General features: G+C 61.9%; 19 protein-coding genes. 3 read left to right on the top strand and 16 right to left on the bottom strand.

Features of this window, described 5'->3' with window-relative positions; all coding sequences use genetic code 11:
- Positions 1-67: 67 nt before the first annotated feature.
- Positions 68-955: a calcium-binding protein gene (locus tag ACD578_RS08755; RefSeq protein WP_404292352.1), complete on the top strand. Its 888-nt coding sequence runs from the start codon at positions 68-70 to the stop codon at positions 953-955.
- Positions 956-976: 21 nt separating this feature from the next.
- Here the strand turns inward: ACD578_RS08755 and ACD578_RS08750 are convergent, their stop codons facing one another.
- The 3 genes from ACD578_RS08750 to ACD578_RS08740 form a co-directional block, all read right to left on the bottom strand.
- Positions 977-1,432 (bottom strand): GFA family protein, encoded by a 456-nt coding sequence (locus ACD578_RS08750; RefSeq protein WP_404292350.1) that lies wholly within the window; start codon positions 1,430-1,432, stop codon positions 977-979.
- Between the two features lie 98 nt (positions 1,433-1,530).
- Complete coding sequence (locus ACD578_RS08745) at positions 1,531-1,740, bottom strand: hypothetical protein (protein ID WP_404292348.1); 210 nt, start codon at positions 1,738-1,740, stop codon at positions 1,531-1,533.
- A gap of 119 nt (positions 1,741-1,859) precedes the next feature.
- Positions 1,860-3,218: a PLP-dependent aminotransferase family protein gene (locus ACD578_RS08740; RefSeq protein WP_404292346.1), complete on the bottom strand. Its 1,359-nt coding sequence runs from the start codon at positions 3,216-3,218 to the stop codon at positions 1,860-1,862.
- Between the two features lie 154 nt (positions 3,219-3,372).
- On the opposite strand from ACD578_RS08740, the gene ACD578_RS08735 reads away from it, so the two are divergent.
- Positions 3,373-4,290, top strand: coding sequence for a DMT family transporter (locus ACD578_RS08735; protein ID WP_404292344.1), 918 nt, complete (start codon positions 3,373-3,375; stop codon positions 4,288-4,290).
- Positions 4,291-4,299: 9 nt separating this feature from the next.
- On the opposite strand, the gene ACD578_RS08730 is transcribed toward ACD578_RS08735, so the two are convergent.
- From ACD578_RS08730 to eno, 10 genes are all read right to left on the bottom strand, one after another.
- Positions 4,300-5,634, bottom strand: coding sequence for a dicarboxylate/amino acid:cation symporter (locus tag ACD578_RS08730; RefSeq protein WP_404292342.1), 1,335 nt, complete (start codon positions 5,632-5,634; stop codon positions 4,300-4,302).
- 197 nt (positions 5,635-5,831) lie between these two features.
- Entirely contained in the window at positions 5,832-6,809 is a 978-nt protein-coding gene (locus tag ACD578_RS08725) for a diguanylate cyclase (protein WP_404292340.1), read from the bottom strand.
- 418 nt (positions 6,810-7,227) lie between these two features.
- Entirely contained in the window at positions 7,228-8,667 is a 1,440-nt protein-coding gene (gene lpdA / locus ACD578_RS08720; RefSeq protein ID WP_404292338.1) for a dihydrolipoyl dehydrogenase, read from the bottom strand.
- Positions 8,668-8,671: 4 nt separating this feature from the next.
- Positions 8,672-9,061, bottom strand: a complete 390-nt coding sequence (locus ACD578_RS08715; protein WP_404292336.1) for a tautomerase family protein — start codon at positions 9,059-9,061, stop codon at positions 8,672-8,674.
- Between the two features lie 57 nt (positions 9,062-9,118).
- Complete coding sequence (locus tag ACD578_RS08710; RefSeq protein WP_404292335.1) at positions 9,119-10,540, bottom strand: pyruvate dehydrogenase complex dihydrolipoamide acetyltransferase; 1,422 nt, start codon at positions 10,538-10,540, stop codon at positions 9,119-9,121.
- 26 nt (positions 10,541-10,566) lie between these two features.
- On the bottom strand, positions 10,567-10,863 hold the full coding sequence (locus ACD578_RS08705; protein WP_152714821.1) for a DUF5076 domain-containing protein: 297 nt from the start codon (positions 10,861-10,863) through the stop codon (positions 10,567-10,569).
- A gap of 4 nt (positions 10,864-10,867) precedes the next feature.
- Positions 10,868-12,319 (bottom strand): pyruvate dehydrogenase complex E1 component subunit beta, encoded by a 1,452-nt coding sequence (locus ACD578_RS08700; RefSeq protein WP_404292333.1) that lies wholly within the window; start codon positions 12,317-12,319, stop codon positions 10,868-10,870.
- Positions 12,320-12,382: 63 nt separating this feature from the next.
- Complete coding sequence (gene pdhA, locus ACD578_RS08695; protein ID WP_404292332.1) at positions 12,383-13,444, bottom strand: pyruvate dehydrogenase (acetyl-transferring) E1 component subunit alpha; 1,062 nt, start codon at positions 13,442-13,444, stop codon at positions 12,383-12,385.
- A 172-nt stretch (positions 13,445-13,616) separates the two neighbouring features.
- Complete coding sequence (locus ACD578_RS08690; protein WP_404292330.1) at positions 13,617-13,931, bottom strand: septum formation initiator family protein; 315 nt, start codon at positions 13,929-13,931, stop codon at positions 13,617-13,619.
- Positions 13,932-14,133: 202 nt separating this feature from the next.
- Positions 14,134-15,417 (bottom strand): phosphopyruvate hydratase, encoded by a 1,284-nt coding sequence (eno, locus tag ACD578_RS08685; protein ID WP_404292328.1) that lies wholly within the window; start codon positions 15,415-15,417, stop codon positions 14,134-14,136.
- Positions 15,418-15,564: 147 nt separating this feature from the next.
- Between eno and queF the strand changes: the two genes are divergently transcribed.
- Positions 15,565-16,014: a preQ(1) synthase gene (gene queF / locus ACD578_RS08680; RefSeq protein WP_404292327.1), complete on the top strand. Its 450-nt coding sequence runs from the start codon at positions 15,565-15,567 to the stop codon at positions 16,012-16,014.
- On the opposite strand, the gene ACD578_RS08675 is transcribed toward queF, so the two are convergent.
- From ACD578_RS08675 to kdsA, 3 genes are all read right to left on the bottom strand, one after another.
- Positions 15,999-16,379 carry a hypothetical protein gene (locus ACD578_RS08675; protein ID WP_404292326.1) on the bottom strand — a complete coding sequence of 127 codons (381 nt, stop codon included), beginning with the start codon at positions 16,377-16,379 and terminating at the stop codon, positions 15,999-16,001. The two genes, queF and ACD578_RS08675, sit on opposite strands and share 16 nt — an antisense overlap.
- A gap of 23 nt (positions 16,380-16,402) precedes the next feature.
- Positions 16,403-17,167 carry an MFS transporter gene (locus tag ACD578_RS08670; protein WP_404292325.1) on the bottom strand — a complete coding sequence of 255 codons (765 nt, stop codon included), beginning with the start codon at positions 17,165-17,167 and terminating at the stop codon, positions 16,403-16,405.
- A gap of 112 nt (positions 17,168-17,279) precedes the next feature.
- Complete coding sequence (gene kdsA / locus ACD578_RS08665) at positions 17,280-18,128, bottom strand: 3-deoxy-8-phosphooctulonate synthase (protein WP_404292323.1); 849 nt, start codon at positions 18,126-18,128, stop codon at positions 17,280-17,282.
- Positions 18,129-18,397 lie beyond the last annotated feature (269 nt).

Raw genomic sequence — 18,397 nt, 5'->3', positions numbered from 1 at the left:
ATTATTTCCGTGACACCTTCTACAAACAAAATGGTCATTAAGTACCACGTCGTCTACAACGATAACTATGAAAAGGCAGCCGGGGGTAAGCTCATCTGTTGAGGCTAGTGTCATGATTCATCTAAGTTGGACCGGAGCGTTCAAGGTCGATTCATTCGTAGATACCGGGACTCCTGGCGATGCGACACCTGGGACTGAATTCCAGGTGCAAGGCATTGCAAGCGTGGACACCTGGGGTGATGCCAGCGATGTTCATACGGTAAACGGCACGGCGGACGGAGATCTGATCTATCTGGATACATCGAACGTCGACACTCCACGCCTGATCAATGTAACGCAGATCAACAGCGGATCCGGAAACGACGTAGTCGATCTGACATCCCCCCGTTTTTACTACGCTGCGGTAACGATCGACGGCGGCACCGGGAATGATTGGCTTCTGGGAAATATAGCCAACGATCGCATTTTCGGTCAGTCCGGACGGGATTGGATCAAGGGCTATGGCGGCAACGATCGCATCGATGGCGGGAGCGACAATGATCGGCTGTATGGCGGGCGTGGAAACGACAAGCTCGCCGGTTCGTCCGGCAATGATTACCTCTCGGGCGACCAAGGCAAGGACACCCTTTCAGGAGGCCGCGGCAACGACAAGTTCGTTTTTGAGACTGCTCCAAGCAAGTCGAATGTGGACACGGTCACCGATTTCTCGGTGAAGTACGACAGCATCTACTTGGAGAAGGACGTCTTCACCAAGGCTGGCGCCAAAGGGCGCCTGAAATCGGATGCTTTCTGGACCGGAGATTCTGCGCACGACCGGAGCGATCGAGTCATTTACAACGAGGACACCGGGTATCTCTACTACGATCCCGATGGCACCGGTTCGGCCTCTCAGAAAGCGATCGCAAAGCTCTCGAAGCATCTCTCGATCACGGAGAAGGATTTCTTCATCGTATAGGCTTTTTCAGTCCGAAGACTTCTATAGGAATCTCTGAGCAAACTCTGCCGCCAATTCCGGATAGCGCTCCATTGGCGGCAGTCTTTCGAAGCTGTGGACCGCTGGCGTCTTTGCCCAGGGCAGCGCCTCGGCAGTCCAGGTTTCGACGAAGGGCACGAACCGGCTCGGGTCCTCAAGCATGGTCGTGCGTACATTGACGAACTCGTCCATGCCTTCGGGCCGGGTGAAGAGCCAGCTCATGCAATGCGGACAGAAGAAATGGCGCGTCGCCCCATGAAGGCCGCCAATCGTAGGTTCGCCCTCCAACACCTCGAAGTCATGGCTCGGATACAGAACGCTTAACGAGAAAGCGCTCGCAGTCATTCTTTGGCAGCCCATACAGTGACAAGCCATGGTGATGATAGGTGCTCCTCTGACGCGAAACCGCACCTGCCCGCACCGGCACTGCCCCTCATGCGCGCCATCCCGGTCCACCATGATGTCCTCCCCTATCCTGCAGCGCGGCAAGTCTGCTGCGGACCGGGGACGCTCGTCAATGTGCCGGAGACGAGGGTTGCGCTCGGTCGGTGTCGTGATCAGAACCGGGACGTCGGGCGGTTTCGTTTGATGTAGAAGTAGACTGCGGCAGCTACCACGATGAAGGGGATCACGAGCAGGAAAAGCCAGCTGTCGCCTTCGGTGCCCGAGGTCGATGGCGACGGCGGTGCCGGCGCGACCGGATCGTTCTGGGCATAGGCCAAGGTTGAGATCAGAAAATAGGCGAGGATGAAAGAAAGGCGCTTCATATCGTCCTCCACGTCCGCTGGCGTGAAAAAGAAACGTCTCCCGTCAATGTTCCCGGGAAGGTCGGACGAGCCTCCCGGAACGAGGATGCTCTTCCTTCTTGGCCTTAAACGAGGGACGTTCAGGCCACATTCGCCATCGCTCTTTCAAGGACCGTGAACACGCGCTCATTCGTGCACTGGGCCACGTTGAAACGCATGGCGTCCATGGCCGTTTGCGAGGGGCTGAAGACGTTGCCGGGCGCGAGCACGACACCCTCGTTCAGGGCGCGGCGAGCCACGTCGGCGGCATCCAGGCGACCCGGCAGCCGGCACCAGACGAACATTCCCGCGTTGGGCTCCAGCCAAGGCTGGATGCCGAGCGCCCGCAAGCGCCGGATGGTATCTGCCCTTGCCTTGGCGAGGCGAACGCGCAGCGTTTCCAAGTATTTGCGATAGGTGCTGCTGCCGAGAACATTGACAACGAGGTCCTGTGACAGCGGGCTGCTCGCAAAGCCGGTGGCGATCCTCAGATCCGTCAGCTTGTCGATCCAGTCCGGTCTTGCGGCGATGTAGCCGCAGCGGAACGAAGCCGAGAGCGTTTTGGAGAAGCTCCCGATGCGCACGACGTGCTCGAGGCCATCGAGAGCCGCCAGGCGCGGTGCCGGTTCGATCTCGAAATCGGCAAAGATATCATCCTCGACGACGATCACCCCATGGGCTTCGACAAGCTTCAGGATTTTGTGAGCCGTCGTCGCCTTGAGCGAGGCACCTGTCGGATTGTGGAGACCGGAGTTGGTGATGTAGAGGCGCGGTCGGTGCTCGGTAAGGGCCAGTTCAAAGCGCTCGATGTCGGGCCCCTCCAGGGTATAGGGAATGCCGACGATCTTCGCCTGATGCGCGCGTAGCAGGGCCAGGAAATTGAAGTAGCAGGGGTCGTCGACCAGCACCGCATCGCCCGGCTGGAGCAGGAGCCGGCACACGAGATCGATCGCCTGCGTGCCCGATTCCGTCAGCAGGACCTGATCGGGACCGACATGAAATCCCTGCTCGGCCATGCGCCGCGATAGGAATTGGCGCAGCGGCGCGAGCCCGAGCGGCGTTCCGTAATCCGTGAGTTTCGGATGTTCCGTGGTTCGCGCAAGATTGCGAAGAGCGCGGCGGATGTCCTCCTCGGGCATCCAGTCGCCCGGAAGCCAGCCGCAGCCGGGCTTCAACATCCCCTGCCCCGCCTCCAGAGATTGCCGGGAGACCCAGAAGGGATCGATGGCACGGTCGAGCCGCGGTGCAAGCTCTGCAAGCGACAGGGGAGCCAGCGGCGCGGCGCTGTAGAAGCCGGAACCCGGTCGGGAACGGATGACACCTTCCGCCGCCAGCCGATCGTACGCTTCGACCACAGTGGATTTCGACACCCGCATGTTCGCAGCGACGGAGCGGATCGAAGGCAGCTTCGCGCCCGGCGTCAGCGACCGATTGGTGATCTGCGCGCGGATCATCTGCATGACGTGCTCCACCCGCGTTCCGCTCGAGTGATGCGGTCCAAGATCATCCACTGTACGGTACCTTTCGCCATGACAGTTCGATCAAACCGTATCGCACCGTACCTGGAAAAGCCATGCCGTCCGGTCGAGAACAACTCCATCGGGGGGCTCGGACATGGACCGGACGAAGGAAGGCTGGATCAGTGGCTTTGTGGGTGTCCTGATCTTTAGCGGATCGCTGCCGGCAACGCGTGTAGCTGTCGCGGATTTCGATCCGCTGTTCCTGACCCTGGCCCGGGCTTGCATCGCCGGGGTGCTGGGAGCGATCTTGCTCCTGATCCTTCGCCAGAAGCGCCCCGACCGCGCCGACCTCCCTTCACTTGGGATCGTCTCTCTGGGCGTCGTCATCGGCTTTCCGCTCCTGACGGCCCTGGCGCTTCGTCACATCACATCTGCCCAGTCGATCGTCTTCATCGGCCTTCTGCCCCTCACCACCGCGATCTTCGGCGTGATGCGTGGCGGTGAGCGGCCGCACCCCGCCTTCTGGATCTTCTCGGGCCTGGGAGGGTGCCTGGTGGCAGGGTTCTCCCTGCGCCACGGCTACTCGGCATCCCCGACCGGAGATCTCCTCATGCTGGGGGCGATCCTTCTGTGCGGTCTCGGCTATGCGGAAGGCGCAAAGCTTTCGCGACGGCTCGGCGGCTGGCAGGTGATTTCTTGGGCCCTTGTCCTCTCCCTGCCGGTCACGGCACCGCTGCCCCTTCTCACATGGCCGGCGTCATTGAGCGTGGTCGCCTTGCCTGCATGGCTGGGGCTGGCCTACGTCTCCCTGTTCTCAATGCTGATCGGCTTCGTGTTCTGGTATCGCGGTCTCGCCCTCGGCGGTATCGCGGGTGTGGGACAGTTGCAGCTGTTGCAGCCTTTCTTCGGCCTGACCTTGTCCGCCGTGCTTCTGCAGGAAGCCGTCGCCTGGCCGATGATCGCCGTCACCGTCGGCGTAATCCTCTGCGTGGCGGGCGCCAAGCATTTCGCCAAATCGGATGGAAAAGGCGTCGCGCTCATTGCCAAAGCCGAAGCGAGCCCTCGATCCTGAACGTCCGACTCAATCCGTCGTCACGGCCGTCTCGATGTCGGACGGGTCGATCTCCCGGTTGAGGCCGGCATTGAGCTTCTCGCGATCAAGTTCGCCCTCCCACCAGGCCACAACGACCGTAGCAACACCGTTGCCGATGATATTGGTGAGCGCGCGCACCTCGCTCATGAACTTGTCGATGCCGAGGATGATGGCCATTCCTGGCACAAGGGCCGGGTTCACCACGGCCAGGGTCGCTGCAAGCGTGATGAAGCCGGCGCCTGTGACTCCGCTGGCACCTTTCGAGGTGAGCAGCGCCACGAGCAGGATTGTGACCTGCTGACTGAGAGTGAGGTCGTAGCCCAGGGCCTGCGCGATGAACAGGGTCGCGAGCGTCATGTAGATGTTGGTGCCGTCGAGATTGAAGGAATAGCCGGTGGGTACCACGAGACCTACCACCGACTTGGAGCAGCCGAGGCGTTCGAGCTTTTCCATGAGCTGCGGCAAGGCGCTCTCGGACGAACTGGTGCCGAGCACGATCAGAAGCTCGTCCTTGATGTAGCCGAGGAACTTGAAGATGCTGAAGCCGGCAATCCGGGCAATGGTGCCGAGCACGACGAACACGAAGAGAGCCGCCGTGGCATAGAAGGTCGCGATGAGGCCGAAGAGATTGCCCAGGGCCGAGGGGCCATAGCGGCCGATGGTAAAGGCCATGGCCCCGAAGGCGCCGATGGGCGCCGCCTTCATGACGATGGCGATGACCCCGAACATGGCATGAGCCACATCATCGATGAGATTGCGAACGGTTGTGCCGCGGTCGCCGAGCACCAGAAGCGCGAAGCCGAAGAGGATCGCGAACAGCAGCACCTGAAGGATATCGCCCTGTGCGAAAGCCCCGACGACGCTGTCGGGGACGATGTGCAGCACGAAGTCCACCGGCTTCTGCTCGGCAGCCTGCTTGGCATAACCGGCGACGGCCGCAGGATCCGGGTTGCCGGCGAAGCCCGCGCCCGGCTTCACGAGGTTGCCGACGAGAAGGCCGATGATAAGGGCGAAGGTCGAGACGACCTCAAAATAGACCAAGGCCTTGATGCCAACACGCCCTACCTTCTTGGCGTCCTGAATATGGGCGATGCCGGAGACCACAGTGCAGAAGATGATCGGGGCGATGACCATCTTGATCAGCTTGATGAAACCGTCGCCGAGGGCCTTGATCCAGTCGTTCTTGGCCAAGTCCGGGAACAGCCACCCCACCAGAATGCCGAGGAAGATGGCGATCAGAACCTGGATATAGAGAACTTTATACCAGGGTTTCTTGCGAGACCGCGAAGCTTCGAGTTCGTCCCTCATTGCGACGCTTGTCATCGCCGCCTCCTTACTTGCCAAAGGCGTGGGCGGCCGTCTTCGTCCTGAAACGACACGGCCAGGACCTCATCACAGGTTCTGGCTGGTTAATTCCTTGATCTCGCCTTGGGTCCACGCGAAGTTGCGGAACAGGAGCATCCTCTTCGGGTCGTCCTTGGCTCGCTCCTTCTTTGGGGGAAATGAACAGCGCTCAGGTATCAGACGGTCGGATCCTCGGAGTTCCCCGCATGCAAACCAAGCTTGGTGCGGTTCCGGCCCTGCCGCTTGGCGGTGTACAAGGCGCGGTCTGCTCGACTGAGGATGGAGTTCCGGTCATCTCGCGGTTGGGCTTCGACAAGGCCAGCACTGAAGGAATGTGATCGAGTGACCTCACCGTTCTGAAGCTTTCCCTCCGCGCATTCCTGCCTGATTTGTTCAATGATGCGGGCAGCATCGATGAGGCTTGTGTTCGGCAGAATGAGCAAGAATTCTTCGCCCCCCATACGCCCGATAGCGTCCTGCCTGCCTAGCTTCTCACTGGAAGCAGAGGCAAAATGCCGGAGAACCGTATCGCCTGCATCGTGGCCATGCGTGTCGTTGATGGCCTTGAACCGGTCGATATCGATCATGGCAACGCATAGACTCGAGCCGGACGCCGCATTTGCAGCCAAGGCGTCCTCCAGCAGCTCCAATATATGGCGGCGATTCGGCAGCCCCGTGAGTAGATCGGTCAGCGATGCACGGATGGCTGCATTGTGTGCCTGATGCAGTGCTTTCTCATTGTGCTTGAGGGCTGTGATGTCAGCACCAACTGTTAGAACCCAGCCGTTTGGAAGGATCGTGTGATCCATCCAGAACCACCGTCCGTCCAGGAAATCGGTTTCGAAGGACTTGCGTGGCACGCTTCGGCGACGGGGCAGGGTTCTTGCAATCAGAGCCTCGACGTCACCGTCATCGATCCTCACCCCGACCCCGTGCTTAGCACCGTAGCGAAGGATTTCCGTGAACGTGAACGGCCCCTCATACCCCTTCAGGAAAATGCTCTGATAGGTCTTGTTGGCATATCGAAGGTTGTCTTCTGCATCATAGATGGAGACCGCTTGGCCGCTCTCGTTGAGCGCTTCCACCAAGCACCGGAGGGTCTCATCATCAAGCTTTGAAACAAAAGGACTCATCAGATATTTCAGGCAGAGCAAGATAAAGCACCCTACCCGTAAGAGTAGCGAACCGCAAATTCGCAATATTCCGTGATAAACGAGCTGCCTACACGGCGGGTAAATGGACCAGCCTTCGCAGCCAGGAGAGGCTCCACAGTCGGAGTAAGGCCTCACATCTGCTGTAGTTCACAGGTCCTACGAGATAATCTTGTCCAGGTGCCTCATGGGTTGGGTCTGGACTGTCACCCCTAAATGGGGTCGATGCCCACATTCCTGGCGCACCTGGCCACCAATGGCATCCTGCATGTCCTGGAGGCTTGTGCCGGCGCACTCCGGGGCAACTTATTCCGCCGGGGCCTGAACAGAACGGCTGGCCGCTCCTGAAGTGAGCTGGCCAGCCGGCGTAAGGTCAGTCCGCAACCGCCTGATTGGACGAGCTTGTTCGTAGGTCGCCTGTTCAGATGTGGATCACGCGGTCATAGGCATCCAGGACGCTCTCGTGCATGGTCTCGGACAGCGTCGGATGCGGGAAGACGGCGTGGATCAGATCCTCTTCCGTGGTCTCCAGGTTCATGGCGATCACAAAGCCCTGGATCAGCTCGGTCACTTCCGCGCCGACCATATGCGCGCCGAGAAGCTGTCCGGTCTTCTTGTCGAAGATCGTTTTCACGAGGCCGTCCGGCTCGCCGAGCGCAATCGCCTTGCCGTTGCCGATGAAGGGGAAGCGGCCGACGCGGACGTCGTAACCCTGCTCCTTCGCCTTGGCCTCCGTGAGGCCGACGGAGGCGATCTGAGGATTGCAATAGGTGCAGCCCGGGATCTTGGCCTTGTCCATGGCATGCACGTGCAGGCCCTTGATGGTTTCGACGCAGATCACGCCTTCGTGCTCCGCCTTGTGCGCCAGCATGGGCGGGCCCGCGACGTCGCCGATGGCTAAGATGCCGGGCACGTTGGTGCGGCCGAGACCGTCCGTGACGACAACACCGCGCTCGATCTTCACCCCGAGCTTCTCGAGACCCAGATTCTCGATGTTGCCGACGACGCCGACGGCCGAGATCATCCGCTCGGCGGTGATCGTCTGCGTGCCGCCTTTGCCGTCGTCGATGGTCGCGGTGATGGAGTTCGCGCCCTTCTCGACCTTCGTGACCTTGGCGCCCGAAAGGATCTTCATGCCCAGTTTCTCGAAGCGCTTGCGGGCTAAAGCCGCAATCTCCGCATCCTCGACCGGCAGGATCTGCGGCATGACCTCGACCACGGTCACGTCCGCGCCCATGGTGCGGTAGAACGAGGCGAACTCGATCCCGATGGCGCCGGAGCCCATGACGATGAGCGACTTCGGCATGCTGGGCGGCACCATGGCCTCGAAATAGGTCCAGATCAGCTTGCCGTCCGGCTCGATGCCGGGCAGCGCACGTGGGCGTGCGCCGGTGGCGACGATAATGTTCTTGGCCTGATAGGTGCCGGGCTCCAGCACGCCCTTCGGCACTGGGTTCTGCGGCTGCATGGCGGGCTTTTTCGGTGCTGTGACCACGACCTCGCCTGGCTTTGCGATGCTGGCCTCGCCCCAGATCACGTCGACCTTGTTCTTCTTGAGCAACATGCCGACGCCGCCGTTGAGACGACCCGAGACGCCGCGCGAGCGGTTGACGATGGCGGCTGCGTCGAAGCCGATGCCCTGCGCCGACAGGCCGTAATCCTTGGCATGCTCCATGTAGTGGTAGATCTCGGCCGAACGCAGCAGCGCCTTGGTGGGGATGCAGCCCCAGTTGAGACAGATACCGCCGAGGTGTTCGCGCTCCACGACCGCGGTCTTGAACCCGAGCTGCGCCGCGCGGATCGCGGCCACATAGCCCCCCGGCCCGCCGCCGATGACGATGATGTCGTATTGGTTTGCCATGGTGCTAATTCCCCTGCGCGTACTGCGCGATTCCGTGACCGAAGGACCAGTTTTCCTTTTCGACTTCGATCAGGTTGATGAACATGTCCTCAGGGCGAAGGCCGGGCTCCACCCCCAGCTTCTCGGCGATCCGTTTGAAGAGTGCCTTCTTCTGATCGACGGTCCGTGTGTTGCTGACTGTGATCTGGATGATGACGAGATCGTCGCTTCGCTCGATGCCGAGATAATTCGCACCATAGAAGAAGTTGCCCTCCTCGTGCTCGCCGATGGTGACGAAGAGGTCGTCCTCAGGAACGTTGAAGGTCTCACGGAGCGCAAGATAGATCCCGTCGGCCAGCGCCTTGCGATAGGCGGAGGACTTCCCCTGTCTGAGCGAGATGCGGATGAGCGGCATGGAGCCTCCCTATCGGCCAACAGTGAATGACCGGGACGAGCCCGGCCATGATGTCGATCAAACCAGCATTCCCATCGGGTTTTCGATGAGCTGCTTGAAGGCAGCCAGAAGTTCCGCGCCGAGCGCGCCGTCGACCACACGGTGATCGCAGGAGAGCGTCACGGTCATGGCCTGCACGACGGCGGGTGCGCCGTTCTTCACCACGACTCGGTTCTCGCCGGCGCCGACCGCGAGGATGGTGCCCTGCGGCGGGTTGATGACGGCCTGGAAGTTCTTGATGCCGAACATGCCGAGATTCGAGACCGCCGTGGAACCGCCCTGGTATTCTTCGGGCTTCAGGCGGCGTGTGCGGGCGCGGCCCGCCATGTCCTTCACCTCTGCCGAGATGGCGGTGAGCGTCTTCTGCTCGGCCTTGCGCACGACCGGCGTGAACAGGCCACCCTCGATCGCAACTGCCACACCCACATCCGAATGCTTCATCTTCAGGATGCGGTCCTCGGCCCACACCGCGTTGGCGGCGGGCACGCGCTGGAGCGCGATGGCGAGCGCCTTGATGACGAAGTCGTTGACCGAGAGCTTGTAGGCAGGCTTGCCGTCCTTGTCCTTGCCGGCGGCCGCGTTGATCTGCTCACGCAATGCCATGAGCGCGTCGAGCTCGCAATCCAGCGACAGGTAGAAATGCGGCACCGTCTGCTTCGACTCGACCAAGCGCTTGGCGATGGTCTTGCGCATGCCGTCGAGGGGCACTTCCTCGTAAGAACCGGCTTCGAACATGGCCTTGACCTGATCGGCCGAAGCGCTCTGAGCAAGCTGCGGCGCTGCTGGCTTGCCAGCCGGCGCGGGAGCCGCTGCCGGAGCCGGAGCGGCCGCAGGCTTTGCGCCGCCGCCCTGGAGAGCGGCGCGCACATCCTTCTCGACGACGCGGCCATGCGGGCCGGAGCCCCGGACCGACGCGATGTCGATGCCGGCTTCCTTTGCGATGCGCTTGGCGAGCGGCGAAGCGAAGACGCGGTTGCCGGCGGCCTGCCCTGCCCCATCGGGCTTTGCTCCTTGCGCGGGACCAGCGGGAGCCTGATCGACGCGCGCATAACCCATATGGGCCGAAGCATCGCCCGGGATGGCGTTGGCCTGCGGCTGAGGCGCTGCGGCGGGAGCAGCTGGCGCAGCTTCCGCCTTTGGCGCGGGCGGCGGAGCCGCACCGCCTGCGGCCGGTGCGGTCACGCTCTTCGGGTCCTCGCCCTCGCCTGCGATCAGCGCGATGAGCTGGTTGACGGGCACGTCGGCGGTTCCCTCGGGAACGACGATCTTGGCGAGAATGCCTTCGTCGACGGCTTCCACTTCCATGGTGGCCTTATCGGTCTCGATCTCGGCGATGACGTCGCCGGACTTCACCGTGTCGCCTTCCTTCTTCAGCCACTTGGCAAGGTTGCCCTTTTCCATGGTGGGAGACAGGGCGGGCATCAGGATATTGATGGGCATGGCGTTTTACGATCCTGACTGAATTGTTAGTTGAGAGCCTGCGTCGAGCCGGGATCGCTCGGATCGTCCAGCTCGGCCTGAATGCCGGCAGTGATCTCGGCGAGAGCCTCCTCCTCGGAGAACTCGGTTTCCATGGCGTAGACGCGCGCGGCGTGACGGGCGAGATCCACCAGGAGCACGCCCCAGGTGAACGGATCGTCGAAGGCGCGGCGCAGCGCGATGCTCACCGCCCCGTCGACCACCGAAGCCCTCAGGATCTCGACGCCGCCCTTTTCGAGGACGTCCGGCGGAACGTTGAGGGCTTCGAATTTCCGTTCAGTCATGACGTCACCTGTAGCAAACGGCCTTCGCCGCCTGCACGACTTCGGCCACGGACGGGAGCGCGAGCTTCTCGAGGTTGGCCGCATAAGGCATGGGCACATCCTTGCCGGTCACGCGGGCCACGGGTGCGTCGAGATAGTCGAACGCGTTCTCCATAATGCGCATAGCGATCTCGGCGCCGACGCCCGATTGCGGGTAGCCCTCCTCCACTGTGACGCAACGGCCCGTCTTCATGACCGAGGCGACGATGGTGTCGGTGTCCATCGGGCGGATCGTGCGCAGATCGATGACCTCTGCCTCGATGCCTTCCTTCGCAAGTTCCTCGGCGGCCTTTAGCGCATAGGTCATGCCGATCGAGAAGGACACGATGGTGACGTCCTTGCCCTGGCGATGAATGCGCGCCTTGCCGATCGGAACCGCGAAGTCATCGAGCTTCGGCACCGGGAAGGACTGGCCGTAGAGAATCTCGTTTTCCAGGAAGACGACCGGATTCGGATCGCGGATGGCGCTCTTGAGGAGGCCCTTCGCGTCGGATGCCGTATAGGGAGAGACCACCTTCAGGCCCGGGATCTGCGAGTACCAGGCCGCGAAATCCTGGCTGTGCTGCGCGCCCACGCGGGCCGCAGCGCCGTTCGGGCCGCGGAACACGATGGGCGCGCCGAGCTGTCCACCGGACATGTAGAGGGTCTTCGCCGCCGAGTTGATGATCTGGTCGATCGCCTGCATGGCGAAGTTGAAGGTCATGAACTCGACGACGGGGCGCAGTCCCGTGAACGCTGCGCCGACGCCGACACCGGCAAAGCCGTGCTCGGTGATGGGCGTGTCGATCACGCGCTTGGCGCCGAACTCCTGCAGAAGTCCTTGAGTGACCTTGTAGGCCCCCTGGTACTCGGCGACTTCCTCACCCATGACGAAGACGTTGCCGTCCTTGCGCATCTCCTCGGCCATGGCGTCGCGAAGCGCCTCGCGAACGGTCATGGAGACCATCTCGGTCCCTTCCGGGATCTCGGCCATGGCATCGTGTGCGGTGCGCGTTTGGATCACGTACGGGGAAGCCGGTTCTGCGACCGGGGCGGCGTCCGTGCCGGGAATCGAGTCGGGCGAAGGCCGATCCGCCAAACCTTCCCGCTCCATGTCGGGCGTTGGGGCAGGCTGAGCTTCCGGCTTCGGAGCGGCCGGCGCCTTGGCCGAAGAAGCGGCGGCGGACACGTCCTCGCCCTCACCGGCGAGAATCGCGATGGGGGTGTTCACAGCGACATTGTCGGTACCGTCGGAGACGAGGATCTTGGCGAGAACGCCTTCGTCGATCGCCTCGACCTCCATGGTCGCCTTGTCGGTCTCGATCTCGGCCAGCACGTCACCGGGCTTGACCTGATCTCCTTCTTTTTTCAGCCACTTGGCCAGTTTGCCCTGCTCCATGGTCGGCGAGAGGGCAGGCATGAGAATATCGATCGCCATTAAAAGACTCGTTTCGATTGTCGCAGCGGCGAGATTCGGGGAAAGGCGGCGCCAACGCGCCGCTTACAGGAGGATATCCGTGTAGAGCTCGGACGGATCGGGCTCCGGATCGTGCGTGGCGAACTCGGCCGCCTCGTTGACGATCTCGCGCACCTTGCTGTCGATGGCCTTGAGCTCGTCTTCCGACAGCTTCCAGCTCTCCAGCAGACGACGACGCACCTGCTCGATCGGATCGTACTCCTCGCGCATCCGGGTCACTTCGTCCTTCGTGCGGTACTTCGCCGGGTCGGACATGGAGTGGCCGCGATAGCGGTAGGTCTGCATTTCGAGGATGTACGGGCCCTTGCCGGAGCGGGCATGTTCGATGGCGCGCTGACCGGCGGCGTAGACCGCTCGGACGTCCATGCCGTCCACCTGCTCGCCCGGAATGCCGAAGGACAGGCCGCGCTTCGAAAAGTCCGTCTGCGCCGACGCGCGCGTCACGGCCGTGCCCATGGCATAGCGGTTGTTCTCGATCACGTAGACAACGGGCAGCTTCCAGAGCGCCGCCATGTTGAAGCTCTCGTAGACCTGACCCTGGTTGGCGGCGCCGTCGCCGAAATAGGTCAGGCAGACGTTGCCGTTCTCGCGATAATGGTTTGCGAAGGCGATGCCGGTGCCGAGCGACACCTGCGCGCCGACAATGCCGTGGCCCCCATAGAAATGTTTCTCCTTGGAGAACATGTGCATGGAGCCGCCCTTGCCCTTCGACAGGCCGCCGCGGCGTCCCGTCAACTCGGCCATGACCCCCTTTGCGTCCATGCCGCAGGCAAGCATGTGACCGTGATCGCGATAGCCGGTGATCACTTGGTCGCCCTCTTTCGTCGCCAGCTGCATGCCGATGACGACAGCCTCCTGGCCGATGTAAAGGTGGCAGAAACCGCCGATCAGGCCCATGCCGTACATCTGACCGGACTTCTCTTCGAAGCGCCGGATCAGAAGCATATCGTTATAGGCCGACAGATCCTGGTTCTTGTCGAATTGTGGGGTGTTGGGGGCAGCTCCGCGGTTGGAGCCTTTGCTGGAAGTAGTCTTGTTAGCCGTGCCTGTACCGGCACGGCCCGCCTTGCGGGCAGCAACAGCCATCGGGTCCTCCGAAGGGTTTCCTCGACGAAAGTTGTAGCGCAGTCGGAATCGGAAATCGAGTAGGTCAAAAGGCGTTTTGCAGTGCACAATGAAATGTGCAAATCATTGAAGCAAATAGATTATTTCAAATTAACTGGAATTGAGTTAAGCAGAACTTTTAAGTTATTGTTAATTATGGTCCCGTGATGATCACAAGGTCGTTCTTGTGTACACGTCCTAACATTACGCGCGCTCTCTCCTCGAGCAGATCGCGGTCGATCTGATCGCTCCGAAGCAGCGCGATGCGACGCTCCCAATCGGAGCGCTGGGTCCTTAAACCCTCGAACTCGGCGGAAAGTTCAGCAACCTGCGCTTCATACTTTTGTTGAGCCTCGATGCCTCGCGCGCCGCTATGGGCGTGATGCACGAAGTAAGCGGCGACAGCCGCCGAGATGCCGTAGAGCACCAGCGGAATCAGAAATCGTCGTGCGCGTCTGCGGATAACCATAGGGTCGAGTCTTACATCGACATGGTTAAGGAGGGGTTAGAGATTGAGTATTGGGTTCACCAGAACGCACACGTCATGACCGGCCTTGTGCCGGTAAACCCAGTTGGATGAAGCGCAGCGCGCTTCTGAATCGAGATGGCCGGCACAGGGCCGGCCATAACGAGAGGATGGATATAGGATATATGCGTGCGCTGTATCGTGATCAGGCCAGCGCCTTCAGCGCCGCACGCCCGGCATATCTCGCCTGCGGGCCGAGCTCTTCCTCGATGCGGATGAGCTGGTTGTATTTGGCCAGTCTGTCCGAACGGGCGAGCGAGCCGGTCTTGATCTGTCCGCAGTTCGTCGCGACCGCGAGATCCGCGATGGTGGAATCCTCCGTCTCGCCCGAGCGGTGGGACATGACGGCGGTGTAGCCGGCGCGGTGGGCCATGTCGACGGCCGCGAGCGTCTCGGTGAGCGAGCCGATCTGGTTTACCTTGACCAGCAGCGAGTTGGCGACGCCCTTCTTAATGCCCTGCGAGAGCCGCTCCACGTTGGTGACGAAGAGGTCGTCGCCCACGAGCTGGCACTTGTTGCCGATGAGGTCGGTCACGGCCTTCCAGCCCTCCCAATCGTCCTCCGACATGCCGTCCTCGATGGTCGCGATGGGATAGGCGGAGACCAGTTTTGCCAGATACTCGGCCTGCTGCTGCGGGTTCAGCTTCTGGCCGGTTCCTTCGTAGTGGTAGACGCCGTCCTTGAAGAACTCGGTGGCCGCGCAATCGAGGCCGATCACCATGTCCTGGCCTGGCTTGTAGCCGGCTTGCTCGATGGACTTCATGATGAAGTCGAGGGCGGTCTCCGCGGAGGGCAGGTTCGGGGCGAAGCCGCCCTCGTCGCCCACATTGGTATTGTGGCCGGCGTCCTTCAGGGCCTTCTTCAGGGTGTGGAACACCTCGGCGCCCATGCGCACGGCTTCGGACAGCGTCGGCGCGCCAACCGGCAGGATCATGAATTCCTGGAAGTCGATTGGGTTGTCCGCATGCGCGCCGCCGTTGATGATGTTCATCATCGGAACTGGCAGAACGCGGGCCTGGGTGCCGCCCACATAGCGGTAGAGAGGCAGAGCCGCCGCATCGGCCGCGGCTTTGGCTACCGCGAGCGAAACGCCCAGGATGGCGTTGGCGCCGAGGCGGGCTTTGTTCGGGGTGCCGTCGAGCTCGATCATGGTCTCGTCGATGGCGACCTGCTCTTCCGCATCCATGCCGCCGATGGCATCCAGGATCTCGTTATTGACCGCATCGACGGCCTTGAGCACGCCCTTGCCCAGATAGACCGATTTGTCGCCGTCGCGCAGTTCGACAGCCTCGTGCGCGCCCGTGGAGGCGCCGGAGGGCACGGCGGCGCGGCCCATCGAGCCGTCTTCAAGGGTCACATCCACCTCGACCGTGGGATTGCCCCGGCTGTCGAGGATCTGGCGGGCGAAAACGTCGATAATCGCTGTCATTGAGCAGGCTCCTGCTGGCTGAAGTGCGGCCGATGCCGCCCATGCGACGGGTGCGGCCTCAAGTCATGAATTGGCTTATTGACCGAAATGACCATGTGAGCAAGGACGGCAAGAGCTTTCCCCCACCCAATCCAAGGTCACTGCCCCATGACGGAAACCACCCTTCAGCTCGGCCACGCCAGCGCCCAGCCCCAATCCCCCGAGGAAGCGCAGCTCGATCGGGTGCCGAACCCGCATCAGGATACCGATTACCTGGCCCGTTTCACCGTGCCGGAATTCACGTCACTCTGCCCGGTCACGGGCCAGCCGGATTTCGCCATTCTGGTGATCGACTACGTGCCGGGTCCATGGCTCGTCGAATCCAAGTCGCTCAAGCTCTACATGCACAGCTTCCGCAACCACGGCGCGTTCCATGAGGACTGCACGGTGGCCATCGGCAAGCGCCTCGCCGACTTGCTGGAGCCCCGTTACCTGCGGATCGGCGGCTATTGGTACCCGCGTGGGGGCATCCCCATCGACGTGTTCTGGCAGACGGGCGAGTTGCCGAAGAACCTGTGGCTGCCCGACCAGGGCGTGGCGCCCTACCGCGCCCGCTGACCGATGGGCTTCGTCAGGACGAACGAAGCCGTCAGGCCGACACCAACGATGATGAGGGCGGCGATGCCCGTCGCCCCGGTCAGCCCGATAGTGCGCAGGCCGAAGCCCATCAGGACGACGCCGAGCGCCTGGCCACAGAAGAACGAGAAGGCGTGAAGAGCGACCGCCGAGGCGCGTGCGCCCGGGGCCACTTCCGTTACCTGGGCCTGGAAGGTGTTGTGGAGCATGTAGAAGCCGAGGCCCATGAGCAGAAGGGCAACGGCGTCGAGCTTCCAGTCGCCGCCGAGTCCCAGGACAACAAGTGCGGCTCCGGCAAAGAAGCCTCCACCCAAGAGGATCTTGCCGATGCCGAGCCGCCTCAGCATCCAGGTCACGAGGGCGGAATAGATCAGGCCGCCAATGGCAACCCCCCGATGGCGAAACCGGCCTCAGCCGCTCCGCCCCCACCGCGCTCCTCGAGCAGCGGGGCGATATAGGGAAAGATGCCGAAGATCGCGATGGCCTCGACGAAGACGAGACTGAAGAGCGTCAGTGCACGCGGATTGGAAAGGATATCCCGGTAGCGCAGGAGCGCGCTCTGCAGGTCGAACTTGCCACCCGGCAATGCACCCCGGAAGCCAATGACGGTGGCTGCCAGAGCAAGGGCCACCATGACGGTGGAGAGGGTGAACACGCCCCGCCAGCCGATCAACTCCGCCAGGAGCCCGGCAAAGGACGATCCAGCCAGCTGTCCGATGATCACAGCGACCAGATAGCGGCTCAAGGCGATCTGGCGCCGGGCCATCTCGACCCGATCGCCGATCAGCGCGATGGAGAGCGGCACCGCTCCGCCGGCGGCGGCACCGGCAATGATGCGAAGGGTGAACAGGGTTTCGGCATTGGGAGCGAAGATGGAGCAAGCCAAGGCAAGGAAGAGCAGCGCCAGCGCCACCTTCATGACGCGCTCCTTGCCGAGCGCATCGCCGATCGGACCCAGCACCGGCTGAATGAAGGCATAGGGCAGCGCGAAGGCGGCCGACAGAAGCGCAATGGTCTGCGGGGTGGAGCCCAGGTCCCGGGCGATGATTCCGACCATCGGTTCGACCGCGCGGCCGGAGAAAGTGCTCGCAAAGCCGCTGGTGGCGAGGATCAGGATCAGGTTGCGGGAAGACATGGCATCCTAACGATTGAGGCCGTGAAGTGAGCATTCGCTCCTTATCACGGCCTCATTGCAACACGAGGAACAGGAATGCAGACCTGCCCTCCTCAAAAGACATGGAAGCAGCCTAGGCCGCTCCGCCCTTGGCCAAGGCATCAAAAGCCTTCAGCCGCGCGAGCAATCCCTCCAATTCCTTCAAAGGAACCATGTTGGGACCGTCGGAGGGTGCCTTGTCCGGGTCCTGGTGCGTCTCGATGAAGACGCCGGCCACGCCGACCGCTACGGCGGCCCGGGCGAGCACCGGCACGTATTCCCGCTGGCCGCCCGAGGTCGTGCCCTTGCCGCCTGGCTGCTGCACGGAATGGGTGGCGTCGAAGATGACTGGAGCGCCGGTCTCGGCCATGATCGGCAGGGAGCGCATGTCGGAGACGAGCGTGTTGTAGCCGAAGGAGGCGCCGCGCTCAGTGAGCATCACATTGGGATTGCCGGCGTCCGTGATCTTGGCAGCCACGTTGGCCATGTCCCAGGGAGCCAGGAACTGGCCCTTCTTCACGTTGACCACGCGGCCGGTCCTGGCAGCGGCAAGCAGAAGGTCGGTCTGGCGGCAGAGGAAGGCCGGAATCTGGAGGATGTCGACTATCTCTCCGACAGGGGCGCATTGATCATTCTCGTGCACGTCGGTGATCACCGGCAGCCCGTATTTCTCCTTCACCTCGGCGAAAATGGAGAGGGCTTTGTCCAGCCCGATGCCGCGCGCGCTGGAGATGGAGGTCCGGTTCGCCTTGTCGAACGACGACTTGTAGACGAGCCCAAGACCCACCTTTCCGGCAATCTCCTTGAGCGCGGCAGCCATCTCGAGCGCGTGATCACGGCTTTCCATGGCGCAGGGCCCGGCGATGATGCTGAGCGGCAGATGATTGCCGAAACGGACGGAGCCGGCCTCGACGACGGCAGGATGCTGTTTGATATCAGTCATGCGCCGTCTCTATCCTTTCTGAGGCAGCAAGCAAAGCGCCTCTGTGTATGCCGCCTGTTCGTCGAATGTGATGGCCAAGTGTCCCGCCGAATCCTTCGGGTCGCAGGAATAGTGCTGGAGACGGATAAATGCCCTTTAACCAAGGGGCATGAAGAGCATTCCTCTCCAACAAAATGCTGATTTACTTTAGGTCAATTCCAAAACAGTATGCTATCTGCATGGAAGAAATAAGAAATTTTACCTGCAGACACTGCTGAATCGGACCGACG

It is taken from the genome of Microvirga sp. RSM25 (assembly GCF_044784385.1).
In the GTDB taxonomy this organism is placed as follows: domain Bacteria; phylum Pseudomonadota; class Alphaproteobacteria; order Rhizobiales; family Beijerinckiaceae; genus Microvirga; species Microvirga tunisiensis.
The sequence above is the reverse complement of the archived record's forward strand: the minus strand, read 5'-3'. Positions and strand labels throughout refer to the sequence as shown.

Bases quoted from the DNA above. Each gene is read 5' to 3' on its own strand.
- ACD578_RS08755 (WP_404292352.1), top strand. From the start codon at position 68: ATGAAAAGGCAGCCGGGGGTAAGCTCATCTGTTGAGGCTAGTGTCATG.
- ACD578_RS08750 (WP_404292350.1), bottom strand. From the start codon at position 1,432: ATGGTGGACCGGGATGGCGCGCATGAGGGGCAGTGCCGGTGCGGGCAG.
- ACD578_RS08745 (WP_404292348.1), bottom strand. From the start codon at position 1,740: ATGAAGCGCCTTTCTTTCATCCTCGCCTATTTTCTGATCTCAACCTTG.
- ACD578_RS08740 (WP_404292346.1), bottom strand. From the start codon at position 3,218: ATGCAGATGATCCGCGCGCAGATCACCAATCGGTCGCTGACGCCGGGC.
- ACD578_RS08735 (WP_404292344.1), top strand. From the start codon at position 3,373: ATGGACCGGACGAAGGAAGGCTGGATCAGTGGCTTTGTGGGTGTCCTG.
- ACD578_RS08730 (WP_404292342.1), bottom strand. From the start codon at position 5,634: ATGACAAGCGTCGCAATGAGGGACGAACTCGAAGCTTCGCGGTCTCGC.
- lpdA (WP_404292338.1), bottom strand. From the start codon at position 8,667: ATGGCAAACCAATACGACATCATCGTCATCGGCGGCGGGCCGGGGGGC.
- ACD578_RS08715 (WP_404292336.1), bottom strand. From the start codon at position 9,061: ATGCCGCTCATCCGCATCTCGCTCAGACAGGGGAAGTCCTCCGCCTAT.
- ACD578_RS08710 (WP_404292335.1), bottom strand. From the start codon at position 10,540: ATGCCCATCAATATCCTGATGCCCGCCCTGTCTCCCACCATGGAAAAG.
- ACD578_RS08705 (WP_152714821.1), bottom strand. From the start codon at position 10,863: ATGACTGAACGGAAATTCGAAGCCCTCAACGTTCCGCCGGACGTCCTC.
- ACD578_RS08700 (WP_404292333.1), bottom strand. From the start codon at position 12,319: ATGGCGATCGATATTCTCATGCCTGCCCTCTCGCCGACCATGGAGCAG.
- pdhA (WP_404292332.1), bottom strand. From the start codon at position 13,444: ATGGCTGTTGCTGCCCGCAAGGCGGGCCGTGCCGGTACAGGCACGGCT.
- ACD578_RS08690 (WP_404292330.1), bottom strand. From the start codon at position 13,931: ATGGTTATCCGCAGACGCGCACGACGATTTCTGATTCCGCTGGTGCTC.
- eno (WP_404292328.1), bottom strand. From the start codon at position 15,417: ATGACAGCGATTATCGACGTTTTCGCCCGCCAGATCCTCGACAGCCGG.
- queF (WP_404292327.1), top strand. From the start codon at position 15,565: ATGACGGAAACCACCCTTCAGCTCGGCCACGCCAGCGCCCAGCCCCAA.
- ACD578_RS08675 (WP_404292326.1), bottom strand. From the start codon at position 16,379: ATGCTGAGGCGGCTCGGCATCGGCAAGATCCTCTTGGGTGGAGGCTTC.
- ACD578_RS08670 (WP_404292325.1), bottom strand. From the start codon at position 17,167: ATGTCTTCCCGCAACCTGATCCTGATCCTCGCCACCAGCGGCTTTGCG.
- kdsA (WP_404292323.1), bottom strand. From the start codon at position 18,128: ATGACTGATATCAAACAGCATCCTGCCGTCGTCGAGGCCGGCTCCGTC.